The organism is Paracoccus sp. (in: a-proteobacteria) (genome assembly GCF_035556475.1).
Classification (GTDB): domain Bacteria; phylum Pseudomonadota; class Alphaproteobacteria; order Rhodobacterales; family Rhodobacteraceae; genus Paracoccus.
The window spans coordinates 94,964-108,329 of record NZ_DATMFA010000107.1; the positions used below are offsets into that span (position 1 = coordinate 94,964).

The window sequence follows — 13,366 nt, forward strand, 5'->3', positions numbered from 1 at the left end:
GGGTAACTTGGGACGGCTTCATCTTTCTGCGGATGGACCTAGGGAGGAAGATTACATGAAGACGTCGATGACCGCCGGGATACTGGCGATCTGCTTCGCGACTGCGACGATGACCCAGACGGCATTGGCCCAGGAAAGCACGACCCCCCCGGCCCAGGCCGGTGCCGGGGCCGCCGCGGCGACTTCGGGCGATGCGCCCGCCGCCGCAGAGGCGCCTTCGGCCGAGGCAGCGCCGGCAGGCGGAGGAAAGCTGGTCCTGCAAAACGGCCAGGACATGACCCCCGACCACATGGAGAACGGGCGCTGGTACAACGCGGACGGCATCCCGACCTTCAAGATCGCCGAGGATGGCACGCTCGACTATGCGACCTTCTCGGGCTATCGCCGCTATTCGGCGGAATGCCATGTCTGCCACGGCCCGGACGGCGAGGGCTCGACCTATGCGCCGGCGCTGAAGAACTCGGTCCTGAAGCTCGACTATTACCAGTTCCAGGAGATCGTGGCCTCGGGCAAGCAGGACGTGAACGCGGCCGCGAACCTGGTCATGCCGGCATTCGGAACCAACAAGAACGTCTGGTGCTATATCGACGACATCTATGCCTATCTGGTGGCGCGGGGCGTGGGCGATCTGCCGCGCGGCCGTCCGGCCAAGAAGGACGCCAAGTCCGACGATTTTGCGGCGCAGGAAAATTCCTGCATGGAAGGATGATGCGAACCCGGTTCCTGCCCGCCCTCCTGACCCTCGCCATGGCCACGGGGGCGTCGGCGCAGGTCGCGGACCTGCGCTCGCATACCGAGTTCCGCGTCTGCGCCGATCCTGCCGCGGTTCCGATGTCCTCCGAGGACGGGTCCGGCTTCGAAAACAAGCTGGCCAGCTTCATGGGCGAGCAGCTGGGCCTGCCCGTGACCTATACCTGGTTCCCGCAGGGCTCGGGCTTCATCCGCAAGACGCTGCGCGCCGGGTTGTGCGACGTCGTGATGGGCTATGCTCAGGGCGACGAGATGGTCCTGAACACCAACCACTACTACACCTCGGCCTATGGCATCGTGACGCGCAAGGACAGCCCGCTGGCCTCGGTCGACACGCTTGAGGATCCGGCGCTGAAGGGCAAGCCGCTGGGCGTGGTGGCCGGGACGCCCCCGGCGACCAACATGGCGCGGGCGGGTCTGGCCAAGGACATGCACGGGGCCGATCTTTTCGTCGACCGCCGCGTGATGAACCCGGTCGGCGACATGCTGAAGCAGGTGAAGTCGGGCGAGCTTGCCGCAGCCGTGCTTTGGGGACCGCTGGTCGGGCCGCTGGTCAAGCAGGACCCGGAATTGCAGTTCACCCCGCTTCTCAAGGAAACCACCGGCCCGAAGATGTTTTACCGCATCACCATGGGCGTTCGGCTGGGTGAGGATGCGTGGAAACGCGAATTGAACAGCACGATCCGCCGCAATCAGGACCAGATCGACGCCATCCTGCGCGAGGCCGGGGTTCCGATCCTCGACGATTACGGCAAGGGTCTGAAGCCATGAAATGGCTGGCCGCGGCACTGATCATGCTGTCGGCCGGACCCTCCATGGCCGAGGAGGCGGTGCCCGAGCCGCAAGGCTTTCACGGAGAGCCCTATCGCTCGGCTGTGCCCGCGACCCTGACCGGCGCGGATGTGATCACGACCGAGGAGGCCATTCGCCTGCATGACGCGGGCGTCCCCTTCCTTGATACCATGCCGCGGAAAAAGCGTCCCGAGGGGCTGCCGGAGGGGACGATCTGGAATGCTCCGCCGCATATGACCATCCCTGGCGCGACATGGCTTTATGATACCGGCTATGATCGGATCGCCCCGGCCGAGGAGCAGCGCCTTGCCGATGGCCTCGCCCACGCGACAAAGGGCGACAAGACCGCGCCTGTGGTGATCTTCTGCCGCAGCGATTGCTGGATGAGCTGGAACGCCGGCAAGCGGGCGGTCGGGCTGGGTTATACCGGGGTCAACTGGTATCCGGCGGGCAGCGATGGCTGGCAGGAGGCGGGACGCGAGCTGGTTACCGCTGACGCCCCGTGAAATTCCCGAAGGCGCGCGGCCCGTCCGGCATCTCGATCTCGCGCGTGATCTGAAGGCTGGCGGCGTCGATCCAGACCAGCGTGTTCGAGTCCCAATGCGCGACGACCACTCCGGTCCCGTCGGGCAGGGGGGCGATGCCCTCGGGATAGTCCCCCGTTTCCAGCGTGGCGAGGACGCTCAGCGTCGCGGGATCAAAGACGGTGACGGTTCCGGCATATTGATCGGTGACGAAGCCGCGCCCTCCCGCGAAGGCGATGCCATAGGGATGGCTTCCGGTCGGAACCTGCCCAGTCACGCTTTGCGCAACCGGGTCGATCACCGTGACGGTGTCGCTCTGGACATCGACGCTCCAGAGCCGCCCGTCATGGAAGGCCAGCGCATAGGGATGCTTGCCGACCGCAATCCTGCCCCTGAGCGCGCCGGTTTCCGCATCATAGACCGAGACCTGATCGTCGTCGCGATCCGCCGTGGCGACCAGCGCGCCATCGGTCGCGACGCCCGCCGGGGCGCGCCCGGTCGGGACTGACCACAGCTCGTCCAGCGTCTCGCTCAGCCGGATCAGCCGGGCCTGATACCATTCGGTGACAAAAAGCCCGCCATCCGGGCCCACCGCAATGCCGAACGCCCCTTCGGGCAGGGACTTCGTGCGGGTGACGGCCCCATCCTCGGCCAGAACGGAAAGCAGGCCGGTCTGTGCCGCGATGACATGGGCGCGGGCATGGAGGGGATCATAGGCGACGGGTGCGGGCGCGCCCTCAATCGGGGTCTCGGCCAGCACCTCTCCGCTTGCCAGATCGACCACGCTGACCGATCCGGCATTCTGTGACGTCACAAAGGCCAGATCCGCAGCCATCGCCGGCAGGCAACCAAGGACGGCCAGAGCTGTCCCGAGGCGGATCATTCCGCCTTGCCGAACCTTTCGGCCAGCGCGTCGAGCCCCGCCTGATACATGTCCCCGACCGCCTTGGTCGCGGCGTCGTCGTTCAACTCGGGGGGCGGGTTGTTGTTCGGGAAACCGCGATAGAAGCCGCCCTTCCAGCTGACCGTCGCCTTGCCGCCCTCGTCCTTGACGCAAATCGTCGAGGCGTAATTCGTCACCGGCAGGACCGCCACGTCGACCGCTTCGATCCGATAGGCATAGCAGCGTTTCTCGGGCTGCAGTTTCGACAGCACCTCGGTGATCGTCGGGTCGCCGGAATCGGCCTTCAGGTGCAGGACGCGCTCGGATTTCTCGGGCTGGTCGGTCGATCCGTCGCCCTTGATCTCGACCGAGGCGATGGTGGGGTGCCAGCTCATGTCGTCGAACTTGCCGATGGCGGCCCAGACCTCGTCCGGTGTGGCGTTCAGTTTCTGGTCCAGTTCCAGCTTCAGCCGGACGGGACCATGTGCCTCGGCGGTTGTGGCAAGCGCCGTCGCGACAGCGAGGCTCATGGCCAGTATTCGCTTCATCCTCGTCTCCTCCAGAACGAGGAGACGATGCCCCCCGAGGCGCGGCGCGTCCATACGACAAACGTATCGGGTGAATCTCCCCGGTTCGATGCGGGGGGATTGCCGGGTTGGCGCAGACCCATTTGCCCGCCATGATCCCAAAGGGGAGGATGGCTATGAAAGGCAGAATCATCATACTTTTGGCGGGGTTGTGTGTCACGGCCCCTGCCTTCGCGCAGCAGGCGGCAAGCCCGGCGGCGCAAAAGCCGATGCAGACGGTCCGCGCGGCCGTCCTGCGCGTCGACAAGCCGGAACTGCCGCCGATTTCGCGTCTGGACACGCCTCCCGGGGATCTGGGCTTTGCCGGCGCAAGGCTCGCGATCGAGGATAATGACACCACCGGCCGCTTCATGGGGCAGGATTTCGAGGCGGTCGAGGTCTCCGCCACGCCCGAAACCGCCGCGGCCGAGATGGACAAGCTGCTGGGCGAGGGCGTTACCTTCGTCGTCACGCTGGCGGATGAGGACGCGACGCTGAAGCTGTCCGATCAGGCCGGCGACCGGGCGCTGATCCTGAATGCGCGGGCGCGGGGCGACAGGCTGCGTGGCGCCGATTGCCGCTTCAACACCATCCACACCGCGCCCAGCCATGCCATGCTGGCCGACGGGCTGGCGCAGTTCCTGATGTGGAAGAAATGGCCGAACTGGTTCCTGATCTCGGGCAGCCACCCCGAGGATGTCGCACTGGCCGACGCCTATCGCCGCGCGGCGACGAAATTCGGCGCCAAGATCGTCGAGGAGCGGACCTATGAGGATACCGGCGGCGGCCGGCGCACCGATAGCGGCCATATCCAGGTCCAGCAGCAGATGCCGGTCTTTACCCAGCGCGCCGCCGAACATGACGTCGTCATCGCCGCGGACGAGGCTGGGGTCTTCGCGCCGTGGTTGCCCTATCAAACTTGGGATCCGCGCCCGGTTGCCGGATCGGCGGGGCTGGTTCCGCGATCCTGGCACCCGGCGCTGGAGGCATGGGGGGCGACGCAGTTCCAGAACCGTTTCGAAAAGCTTGCGACCCGTCGCATGTGGGACGAGGATTACCAGACCTGGCTGGCCCTGCGCATGATCGGCGAGGCCGCGACGCGCACGCAAAGCACCGACCCCGCCACGCTGAAGGAGTTCATGCTTTCCGACAAGTTCGAGGTCGCGGGCTTCAAGGGCCAGAAGCTGACCATGCGGGACTGGGACCACCAGCTTCGCCAGCCCGTGCTGCTGACCACGGGCGACGTGACCGCCTCGGTCAGTCCGCAAGACCAGTATCTTCACCAGACCTCGGCGCTCGACACGCTGGGCATCGACCGACCCGAAACCGAATGCAAATTCTGAGGCCGAACATGAAGCATCTTGCGACTGCCGCCCTGACCTCGGCGATCTGCCTGGGTCTTGGCCATCCCGCGCTGGCGAACCGCGTCTTCGTCAGCAACGAGAAGGGGAATGACGTCACCGTCCTCGACAGCGATACGCTGGAGGTGATCGGGCATTTCCCCGTGGGCGCCCGCCCGCGCGGCATCACGATCAGCCCCGATGGCAAGGAACTTTATGTCTGCGCCTCGGACGATGACCTCGTGCGGGTCTTCAACCCCGAGACGATGGAGGAGACGCATACCTTGCCCTCCGGCCCGGACCCGGAACTGTTCGTGCTGCACCCCTCGGGCAATCCGCTTTACATCGCGAACGAGGACGACAACCTCGTCACCGTGGTCGATACCAAGACCCACAAGGTGCTGGCCGAGATCCCCGTGGGGGTCGAGCCCGAGGGCATGGGCATCAGCCCGGACGGCAAGGTGGTGATCAACACCTCCGAGACCACGAACATGGCGCATTTCATCAATTCCGAGACTTTCGAGATCTTCGGCAACGTTCTGGTCGACTCGCGCCCGCGCTTTGCCCAGTTCAACGAGGCGGGCACCAAGCTTTACGTCAGCGCCGAAATCGGCGGCACGGTCAGCGTCATCCATCCCGAAAACCAGACCATCGAAAAGAAGATCACCTTCGAGATCCCCGGCGTCCTGCCCGAGGCGATCCAGCCCGTCGGCATCCGCGTGACCAAGGACGGCAAGAAGGTCTTCGTGGCGCTTGGCCCCGCGAACCGCGTTGCCGTGATCAATGGCGAGACCGACGAGGTCGAGGAATACCTGCTGGTCGGCCAGCGGGTCTGGCAGATGGCCTTTACCCCGGATGAAAAGTTCCTGTTCACCACGAACGGAAACTCGAACGACGTTTCGGTGATCGACGTGGCCGCGAACAAGGTCGTGAAATCCGTTCCGGTGGGCCAGCAGCCCTGGGGCGTGGTCGTCGCGCCCAACTGACAAACAAACATAAACGGAGGAGGAAGACATGACGCGATTGCTGACGATCCTGATGGTAATGGCCGGATTGGCCATGCCCGCCGCCGCGCAGGAAGCGCCCGCCTCGAAGCCCGCCGATGCCGCAGCCCAGGAGGCAGCCACCGAGGCTGATGCAGGCGAGGAGGGCGAAGAAGAGGAAGAGGAGGCCGCCGCCGACGAGGGCGTCCACGATGCCGCCGGCAAGTTCGACTATGGCTTTTCGGGGATGTTGGCCCGCGACAACCGGACCCAGCTTGCGCCCCTGACGCTCGCGTCGGGCAAGCCGGTTGCCAGCGCGGAATACAAGCTGAAATCCGGCGGCTATTATCGCATCGACATCAATGCCGATGGCAGCCAGGAACTGGCGCTGTCGGGCGGCGACTTCTTCCGGGCGATCTGGGTGAACGAGATCGTCATCAACGACATCGAAATCCGGCCGCTGGGCGTTCATTCGCTGGAATTCGACGATGCGGGCACAGCGACGGTCAGCTTCGTCGCGATCATGCCGGGGCGCTACACGCTCTCGATCCCCGGTTCGCATGGCGAAACCCAGCAGGCGGTCTTCAACATCCAGTAAATATCAGGAATGATGCGGGTTCCTGACCCGCATCGCTTGACCATGTCGCAGATCGCGCTTTCCGTTCAGAATGTCAGCCACAGCTTCGGGCGCTTTCAGGCGCTGAAGGATGTGTCGCTGAGCGTGCCGCAAGGCGGCTTCACCGCGCTGCTGGGCGTGAACGGCGCGGGCAAGACCACGCTGTTCTCGCTGATCACGCGGCTTTACAACAATACCTCCGGCCGGATCGAGGTTGCGGGCAACGACCTGCGGCGCCAGCCGGCGGCGGCGCTGGCGCGGCTGGGGGTGGTCTTTCAGTCCCGTGCGCTCGATGCCGACCTGACGGTGGCCCAGAACCTGACCTATCACGCCGCGCTGCATGGCATCCGCCGCCGCGAGGCGATGGCCAGGGCCGAAACGGTGCTGGCGCAGGTCGGGCTTTCCGACCGGCTGCACACGCGTGTTTCGGCGCTGTCGGGCGGCCAGCAGCGCCGGGCCGAGATCGCCCGCGCCCTGATCCACCGGCCCGAGATCCTGCTGCTGGACGAGGCGACCGTCGGCCTCGACGTCAAATCCCGCAGCGAAGTGGTGAGCCTGACGCGCGAGCTGACGACAGAGGGTGTCTCGGTGCTGTGGGCCACGCATATCATGGATGAGATCCGGCCCGAGGACGGGTTGGTGATCCTGCACAGGGGCGAGGTTCTGGCCTCTGGCCGGACCGAAGAGGTCACGGGCGGCGAGGATCTGACCCAAGCCTTCCTGCGCCTGACGGGAGAAGAGGGATGAGCCATAGCCTGACCCCCCGGATGTGGCTGACCGCCTTCCTGGGCATTTCGCGGCGCGAGACGCTGCGCTTCGTCAACCAGCGCGGGCGCTTCCTTGCGGCGCTGGTCCGGCCGCTGGTCTGGCTTTTCATCTTCGCCGCCGGGTTTCGGGCGGTGCTTGGCCTCTCGATCACGCCGCCCTACCAGACCTATGTGCTCTACGAGGTCTATGTGACGCCCGGCCTTGCCGCGATGATCCAGCTTTTCAACGGCATGCAAAGCTCGCTTTCGATGGTCTATGACCGCGAGACCGGGGCGATGCGCACCCTGCTGGTCAGCCCGTTTCCGCGCTGGTTCCTGCTCGGATCGAAGCTGGTCGCGGGGGTGATCGTCTCGATCATCCAGGTCTATACCTTCCTCGCCATCGCCTGGTTCTGGGGGGTCGAGCCGCCGCTCTGGGGCTATGTCACGGTGCTGCCGGCGCTGATCCTGACCGGGCTGATGCTGGGGGCGATGGGGCTCTTCCTGTCCTCGGCCATCCGCCAGCTCGAAAACTTCGCGGGCGTGATGAACTTTGTCATCTTCCCGATGTTCTTCGCCTCGACCGCGCTTTATCCGCTGTGGCGGATGCGCGAAAGCTCGACACTTCTGCATGACATCTGCGCGGTGAATCCCTTCACCCATGCGGTTGAGTTGATCCGTTTCGCTCTTTACCAGCAATTCGATCTCCTGTCCTTTTCGGTCGTGCTGGGCTGTCTCATCCTGTTCTTCACAGGGGCGGTCATCATGTATGATCCGGCAAGGGGACTCTGGGTCCGGCGAAAGGGGGGAGCATGAAATACCTGGTTCTGGTGGCGTCACTGGTCGCGGCAGGGGCCGCCCATGCCGAGTCGAGCACCGATCCCGACTGGCCCTGCGTGCAGCGCAAGCAGCCGCATCTGTCGCTTGGCCAGATGTGGACCGGGCCCGAGGCGACCGATGCGGTCCGCGAGCTTGCGGCTTCCGCCGATATCGGCCGGCTGGCCGACCGGCTGGAGCAGCGTCGCCTGCCGGTTGAGGACGCCACGGCCGAGATCGCGGATTTCGCGAAAACGGCGGATAACGACCAGCTGACCGCGCTGATGGTGGCGTTGTTCGACCGGGTCGAGCCGCATCGCACCGCGCTGATCTCGGGCATCGCCAGATATGGCAACAAACAAGTGGACCTTGCCAAGCGGATCGAGGACCATCGCGGCAAGATGGCCGAGATGGAAAAGGCGCCGAAGCCCGATTTCGACGCGGTGGATGCCGAGGAAGAAAAGCTCGACTGGGACATGCGAATCTTTCAGGACCGCCAGCAGGCACTGACCTATGTGTGTGAAACGCCCGTCATCCTCGAGCAGCGGTTGTTCGCTCTGGCTCGCGCGATTCAGGCCGGGCTGAAATGAAGCGACCGCCTGCCGTCATCCTTGCCGGCGGGCTTTCGACCCGCATGGGCGGCGGCAACAAGGGCCTGCGGCTTCTGGGCGGCGAGACGCTGCTGGCCCGCGTGATTGCGCGCCTGCGCCCGCAATGCGGGGCGCTGGCGATCAATGCCAATGGCGAGGCCGAGCAGTTCGAGGATTATGGCCTGCCCGTCATCGCCGACGGCTTCTCGGGTTTCGCCGGGCCGCTTGCCGGGGTGTTGGCGGGCATGGAATGGGCGGCGGCAAATCAGGCCGACAGCGTCATCAGCGTCAGCGTCGATACGCCTTTCCTGCCCCATGATCTGGTCCATCGCCTGAACGAGGCCAAGGGCCGCTCGGGTCTTGCCGTGGCGGCCAGCCCGGGCGAGGACGGGCTGCTGCGCGACCATCCGACCTGTGCGCTCTGGCCCGTGTCCCTGCGCGAGGAATTGCGTGCCGCGCTTGAGTCGGGCCTGCACCGGATCGGGCAGTTTGCCGCGGCCTATGATCCGGGCCGCGCGGTTTTCGACAGCAATCCCTGCGACCCTTTCATGAACCTCAACACCCCCGAAGACCTGGTCGAGGCGTCACGTCATTTGCGATGATTACGCTATTGAGGTGACATTCGGGTTCATTCTTTCGCTCTGAAGCTGTAACACGCCCGTGAGCCCGCGCGGGATGAAGCCCCGTGGCTGCATCATATCTGCGGGGCATGCACCTTACAGCACAAGAGGAGACGGGATGGCCAATCATAGTGACCACCCATCGGCCGTTGAGCCAAAATGGAACCTTGTCGGACCGGGTCTGGTCGTGGCTGCGACCGGCGTTGGCGCGGCAGACCTGATCGCCACCACCGTCGCCGGCAGCAAATATGGCTATGCGCTGCTCTGGGCCGTGGTCGCGGGCTGCATCATGAAAGTCATTCTGGTCGAGGGCGCGGGCCGCTATAGCCTCGCGACCGGCAAGACCATCTTCGAGGGTTGGAGCAGCCTTGGCCGCTGGACCCATTGGTATTTCGGCCCCTATATCGTCATCTGGGGCTTCGTCTACGGCGCCGCCGCGATGGCGGGGACGGGGCTTGCGCTCTATTCGCTCTTCCCGTTCATGGGCGTGGCTGGCTGGGGGATCCTCTCGGGTCTGATCGGCCTCGCGCTGGTCTGGTCGGGCCGCTATGACCTGTTCGAAAAAGTCCTGACCGCCATGGTCGTGCTGATGTTCATTACCATGCTGCTGGCCGCGGCGCTGACCCTGCCGAACCTGGGCGAGGTCATGGCGGGCCTGGTGCCGGTGATTCCCGAAGGCGCGATGGTCAACGTCCTCAGCGTCGCGGGCGGCGTCGGCGGTACCATCACGCTGGCTGCTTATGGCTATTGGCTGCGGGAGAAGGGCTGGACCACGCCCCGCTTCATGAAGGTCATGCGCATCGACAATGGCGTTGCCTACCTCGTGACCGGCATTTTCGTCATCTCGACCCTGATCGTCGGGGCCGAGTTGCTGTATTCCGCCGGCATCGCCATCGGCAAGGGCGATCAGGGCATGGTCGATCTGGCGAATGTTCTGGGCGAACGCTACGGCAGCTGGATGAGCAAGCTGTTCCTGATCGGCTTCTGGGCCGCCGCGATGAGTTCGCTTGTCGGCGTCTGGAACGGCGTCAGCCTGATGTTCGCCGACTTCCTCGGCCACGTCCGGGGCGAGCGGCATGACCATCCCGACCGGCTGGCCGGCGGGCGCTACTACAAGTTCTACATCCTGTGGCTGACCTTCCCGCCGATGATCATGATGTTCCTGGGCCAACCGGTCTATCTGATCCTGGCCTATGGCGTGCTCGGCTCGCTCTTCATGCCCTTCATGGCGGTGACGCTGCTGTGGATCCTGAACACCGACCGGGTGCCGGCGCAATGGCGCAACCGCCCGCTGACGAACCTGATGCTGCTGCTTTGCGCGCTGGCCTTCGTCGCGCTTGCGGTGAACGAGGTCTATACCCGGATCGCCTCGTTCTTCTGATCCGATCCGTCGCGCCCCGATCCGTCGGGGCGCGGCACTCTCAGACCCCGTAGCGGCGCCAGGCGCGCGCGAGGGCCAGCGCGACCAGACGCGCAAAGATCACCGTCATCACCGACAGGACCAGCAGCGCGGCAAAGACCAGATCGGTCTTCATCCGCCCGTTCGCGTGGATCATCAGCGCGCCAAGCCCGCGCGCGCCGCCGACCCATTCGCCGATGACCGCCCCGATCGGCGCATAGACCGCCGCCAGCCGCAGCCCCGTGGCAAGCTGGGGCAGCGCCGCCGGGATGCGCAGCACCCGCATGGTCCTGACCCGCGACGCTCCCATCACCTGCGCAAGATCCAGCGCCGGTTGCGGCGTGCGCGAGAGGCCGTCGAGAAAGGCGCTGGCGACCGGGAAAAACACGATCAGCACCGTCATCGCGACCTTGGGCGCCATGCCGAAGCCCAGCCACAGCGTCAGGATCGGCGCGAGGGCAAAGACCGGGATGGTCTGCGAAAACGTCAGGATCGGGCGCAAAACACCGGTGAGACGGTCGGAAAACCCCATCGCCACCGCCAGCGCCGCCCCGAGGGCCGAGCCGAGCAGAAAACCCAGCACCACCTCGGCCAGCGTGAAACCGGCGTGTCGGGTGATCTCGGTCCGGTTCACCCACAACGCCTCCGCGACGGCGAGGGGTGAGGGCAGCAGGAAATGCGGCATTCCCGCCAGCCAGATGATCCCTTGCCACAAGGCAAGGACGGTGACGATCAAAAGGGCCGCGGTCCTCATGCCATCATCCCCCGCATCAGGTCGGTTTGCAGCGCCAGCACCTCGGGCGCGTCATAGGGGCGGGCCGCGCCCTCGGGCCGGGTCGAGGGCAGGGGCCATTCGCTGATCCCCGTCTCGCGCAAAAGCAGGATGCGGTCGCCAAGGCGCGCGGCCTCGGCCGGGTCATGCGTGACCAGCAGCACCGTGCGCCCAGCCAGCAGCCGCGCGGATAGGTCTTGCATCTGCGCCCGCGTGCGGGCGTCCAGCGCCGAGAAGGGTTCGTCCAGCAGGATCAGCGCCCGGTCCTCGAACAGCGTCCGGGCCAGCGCGACGCGCTGGCGCTGGCCGCCCGACAGGTTCTCGGGGCGGTGATGGGCGCGATCGGCAAGACCCACCGCCTCGATCAGCGCGTCGGCGCGGGCAAGATCCGGGGCCTCGCCGCGCAGGCGCGCGCCGAGCGTTACATTGCCCAGAACGTCAAGCCAGCCGATCAGCCCGGCATCCTGCGCCATCAGCGCGACGGGCCGGTCACGCTCGACCTCACCCTCGAAGCGCGCGCCGGTCTCCAGCCCAGCGATCAGCCGCAGGATGGTGGACTTGCCGACGCCGGAAGGGCCAAGCAGGCAGGTCCAGTCCCCGGCCCGAAGCTCCAGATCGACGGGGGCGAAAAGCGCCTCCTCGCCAACCCAGGCCCGGCCACGGACCGAGGCCGCGACGCCGCTCATGCCCGCCCCAGATCCCAGAACGCGACCTCGAGCCGGGTCGCGGTCGCGAAGCGCTGGCAAAGCGCGTCCCAGCGCGGGCTCGCCTCGGGCGTCGCGCCCAGTCGCTTGCGGATCGCCTCGTCCAGCAGCGCCCCGGCTTTCGCGCAGGCCGCCTGATACTCGGGACCGGCATAGGTCTCGATCCATTCGCGATAGGGGGTATCCGGCGCGCCATCGCGCGCAAGGCGCGTCCCGATCTCGCCATAGCCCAGCACGCAGGGCATCAGCGCAGCGAGCAGGTCGAGGAAATCGCCCGAGAGGCCCGCATCCATCACATAGCGGGTATAGGCGAGATTGGTGATCGCCTCGGGCGTGTTCCGCATGACCTCGACATCGATCCCGGCGGCTGCGCAGCTCTGGACATGCAGCGCCATCTCGTGGTCGAGGAGCGTGTGGACCGTGCCGGCGCAGGCCTTCATCTCGTCCAGATCGCCCGCCTTGACGACGGCCAGCGCCCATGCGCGCGAGAAATGGATCAGGAACAGATAATCCTGCACCAGATAGGTCAGGAAATCGGCGCGCGGCAGGCTGCCGTCGCGCATCCCCTCGACGAAGGCGTGGCGGGTATAGGCGGCCCAATCCGGCGCGGCGTCGCGCCAGAGGGCGAAGGTGCGGCCATAGCTCATTGCGCGCCCAGATCCACGGCCAGATCCGCGACCGGAACCACGCTGTCGGTCAGCCCGGCCTCGTTCAGGAAGGCCTCGAAACGCGCATAGCGACCCTGATCCAGCGCCGCCGGGCTTTGCGAGAAGCGGGGCAGCGTGTCCTTCCACGCCTCGCTGTTCAGCTCGTCCTTGAGGTCTGGCGCGGTCGCAGAGAACAGCTGCCACGCCTCGTCCGGGTGGTTGACCATGTATTGCGCGCCACGCTCGACCGCGTGCAGGAAGCGGCGGGTGCGGTCGGTGTCGAGCGTTTCGGGATTGGCGACGAAGATCAGCTCGTCATAGGTCGGCACGCCCTGTTCCTCGACGAAGAAGCAGCGCCCCTCGGCCCCTTCCAGCCGCATCTGGGTCAGTTCGAAATTGCGATAGCCGCCGATCGTCGCGTCGACCTGCCCGGCGATCAGCGCGGGAGAGAGCGACCAGTTGACGTTCACCATCTCGATATCGCCCATCGAAAGCCCGGCGGTCTTGAGGATCTGGCCGACCAGCGCCTCCTCGACCCCCGAGACGGAATAGCCGACCTTCTTGCCCTTCAGGTCGGCGATGGTCTGGACCGGACCATCGGCCTTGACCATCAGGCAG

The 13,366-nt window shown here is 65.8% G+C and carries 17 protein-coding genes; 11 read left to right on the top strand and 6 right to left on the bottom strand.

From position 1 onward, the window contains the following. Positions 1–55: 55 nt before the first annotated feature. From VNQ78_RS15090 to VNQ78_RS15100, 3 genes are read left to right on the top strand one after another with little or no spacing between them, the layout of a single operon-like run. Positions 56–709: a c-type cytochrome, methanol metabolism-related gene (locus VNQ78_RS15090; protein WP_325691242.1), complete on the top strand. Its 654-nt coding sequence runs from the start codon at positions 56–58 to the stop codon at positions 707–709. Further along, positions 706–1,521, top strand: coding sequence for a substrate-binding domain-containing protein (locus VNQ78_RS15095; RefSeq protein WP_325691245.1), 816 nt, complete (start codon positions 706–708; stop codon positions 1,519–1,521). The genes VNQ78_RS15090 and VNQ78_RS15095 overlap by 4 nt, the downstream gene beginning before the upstream one ends. Beyond that, the gene (locus tag VNQ78_RS15100; protein ID WP_325691247.1) at positions 1,518–2,048 is read left to right on the top strand and encodes a PQQ-dependent catabolism-associated CXXCW motif protein; all 531 of its coding nucleotides are present in this window, start codon (positions 1,518–1,520) and stop codon (positions 2,046–2,048) included. The genes VNQ78_RS15095 and VNQ78_RS15100 overlap by 4 nt, the downstream gene beginning before the upstream one ends. On the opposite strand, the gene VNQ78_RS15105 is transcribed toward VNQ78_RS15100, so the two are convergent. Further along, positions 2,029–2,949 (bottom strand): YncE family protein, encoded by a 921-nt coding sequence (locus VNQ78_RS15105; protein WP_325691249.1) that lies wholly within the window; start codon positions 2,947–2,949, stop codon positions 2,029–2,031. The two genes, VNQ78_RS15100 and VNQ78_RS15105, sit on opposite strands and share 20 nt — an antisense overlap. After that, positions 2,946–3,497 carry an SRPBCC family protein gene (locus VNQ78_RS15110; protein WP_325691251.1) on the bottom strand — a complete coding sequence of 184 codons (552 nt, stop codon included), beginning with the start codon at positions 3,495–3,497 and terminating at the stop codon, positions 2,946–2,948. Before VNQ78_RS15110 ends, VNQ78_RS15105 begins: the two co-directional genes overlap by 4 nt. A gap of 155 nt (positions 3,498–3,652) precedes the next feature. Here VNQ78_RS15110 and VNQ78_RS15115 point away from each other — a divergent pair, with 155 nt between their 5' ends. The 8 genes from VNQ78_RS15115 to VNQ78_RS15150 all read left to right on the top strand — a co-directional run bounded on the left by VNQ78_RS15115 (position 3,653) and on the right by VNQ78_RS15150 (position 10,607). Next, entirely contained in the window at positions 3,653–4,858 is a 1,206-nt protein-coding gene (locus VNQ78_RS15115) for an ABC transporter substrate-binding protein (protein WP_325691253.1), read from the top strand. An 8-nt stretch (positions 4,859–4,866) separates the two neighbouring features. After that, a complete protein-coding gene (locus tag VNQ78_RS15120; protein WP_325691255.1) occupies positions 4,867–5,841 on the top strand; it encodes a YVTN family beta-propeller repeat protein in 975 nt (324 codons plus the stop codon). Positions 5,842–5,869: 28 nt separating this feature from the next. Continuing rightward, a complete protein-coding gene (locus VNQ78_RS15125; RefSeq protein WP_325691258.1) occupies positions 5,870–6,436 on the top strand; it encodes a hypothetical protein in 567 nt (188 codons plus the stop codon). Positions 6,437–6,448: 12 nt separating this feature from the next. Further along, positions 6,449–7,201, top strand: coding sequence for an ABC transporter ATP-binding protein (locus VNQ78_RS15130; RefSeq protein ID WP_325691260.1), 753 nt, complete (start codon positions 6,449–6,451; stop codon positions 7,199–7,201). Continuing rightward, positions 7,198–8,016, top strand: coding sequence for an ABC transporter permease (locus VNQ78_RS15135; protein ID WP_325691262.1), 819 nt, complete (start codon positions 7,198–7,200; stop codon positions 8,014–8,016). Before VNQ78_RS15130 ends, VNQ78_RS15135 begins: the two co-directional genes overlap by 4 nt. Beyond that, entirely contained in the window at positions 8,013–8,606 is a 594-nt protein-coding gene (locus tag VNQ78_RS15140) for a hypothetical protein (protein WP_325691264.1), read from the top strand. Before VNQ78_RS15135 ends, VNQ78_RS15140 begins: the two co-directional genes overlap by 4 nt. Beyond that, positions 8,603–9,208: a molybdenum cofactor guanylyltransferase MobA gene (gene mobA, locus VNQ78_RS15145; RefSeq protein WP_325691266.1), complete on the top strand. Its 606-nt coding sequence runs from the start codon at positions 8,603–8,605 to the stop codon at positions 9,206–9,208. Before VNQ78_RS15140 ends, mobA begins: the two co-directional genes overlap by 4 nt. A 136-nt stretch (positions 9,209–9,344) precedes the next feature. Next, the gene (locus VNQ78_RS15150; RefSeq protein ID WP_325691268.1) at positions 9,345–10,607 is read left to right on the top strand and encodes an Nramp family divalent metal transporter; all 1,263 of its coding nucleotides are present in this window, start codon (positions 9,345–9,347) and stop codon (positions 10,605–10,607) included. A gap of 40 nt (positions 10,608–10,647) precedes the next feature. Here VNQ78_RS15150 and VNQ78_RS15155 read toward each other — a convergent pair whose 3' ends face one another. The 4 genes from VNQ78_RS15155 to VNQ78_RS15170 form a co-directional block, all read right to left on the bottom strand. Further along, a complete protein-coding gene (locus VNQ78_RS15155; RefSeq protein ID WP_325691269.1) occupies positions 10,648–11,379 on the bottom strand; it encodes an ABC transporter permease in 732 nt (243 codons plus the stop codon). Continuing rightward, entirely contained in the window at positions 11,376–12,083 is a 708-nt protein-coding gene (locus VNQ78_RS15160; RefSeq protein ID WP_325691270.1) for an ABC transporter ATP-binding protein, read from the bottom strand. The genes VNQ78_RS15155 and VNQ78_RS15160 overlap by 4 nt, the downstream gene beginning before the upstream one ends. Continuing rightward, complete coding sequence (gene tenA, locus VNQ78_RS15165; protein WP_325691271.1) at positions 12,080–12,748, bottom strand: thiaminase II; 669 nt, start codon at positions 12,746–12,748, stop codon at positions 12,080–12,082. The genes VNQ78_RS15160 and tenA overlap by 4 nt, the downstream gene beginning before the upstream one ends. Beyond that, positions 12,745–13,366 (bottom strand): ABC transporter substrate-binding protein (locus VNQ78_RS15170; RefSeq protein ID WP_325691272.1); only part of this gene is annotated, 622 nt, incomplete at its 5' end. The genes tenA and VNQ78_RS15170, both read right to left, overlap by 4 nt.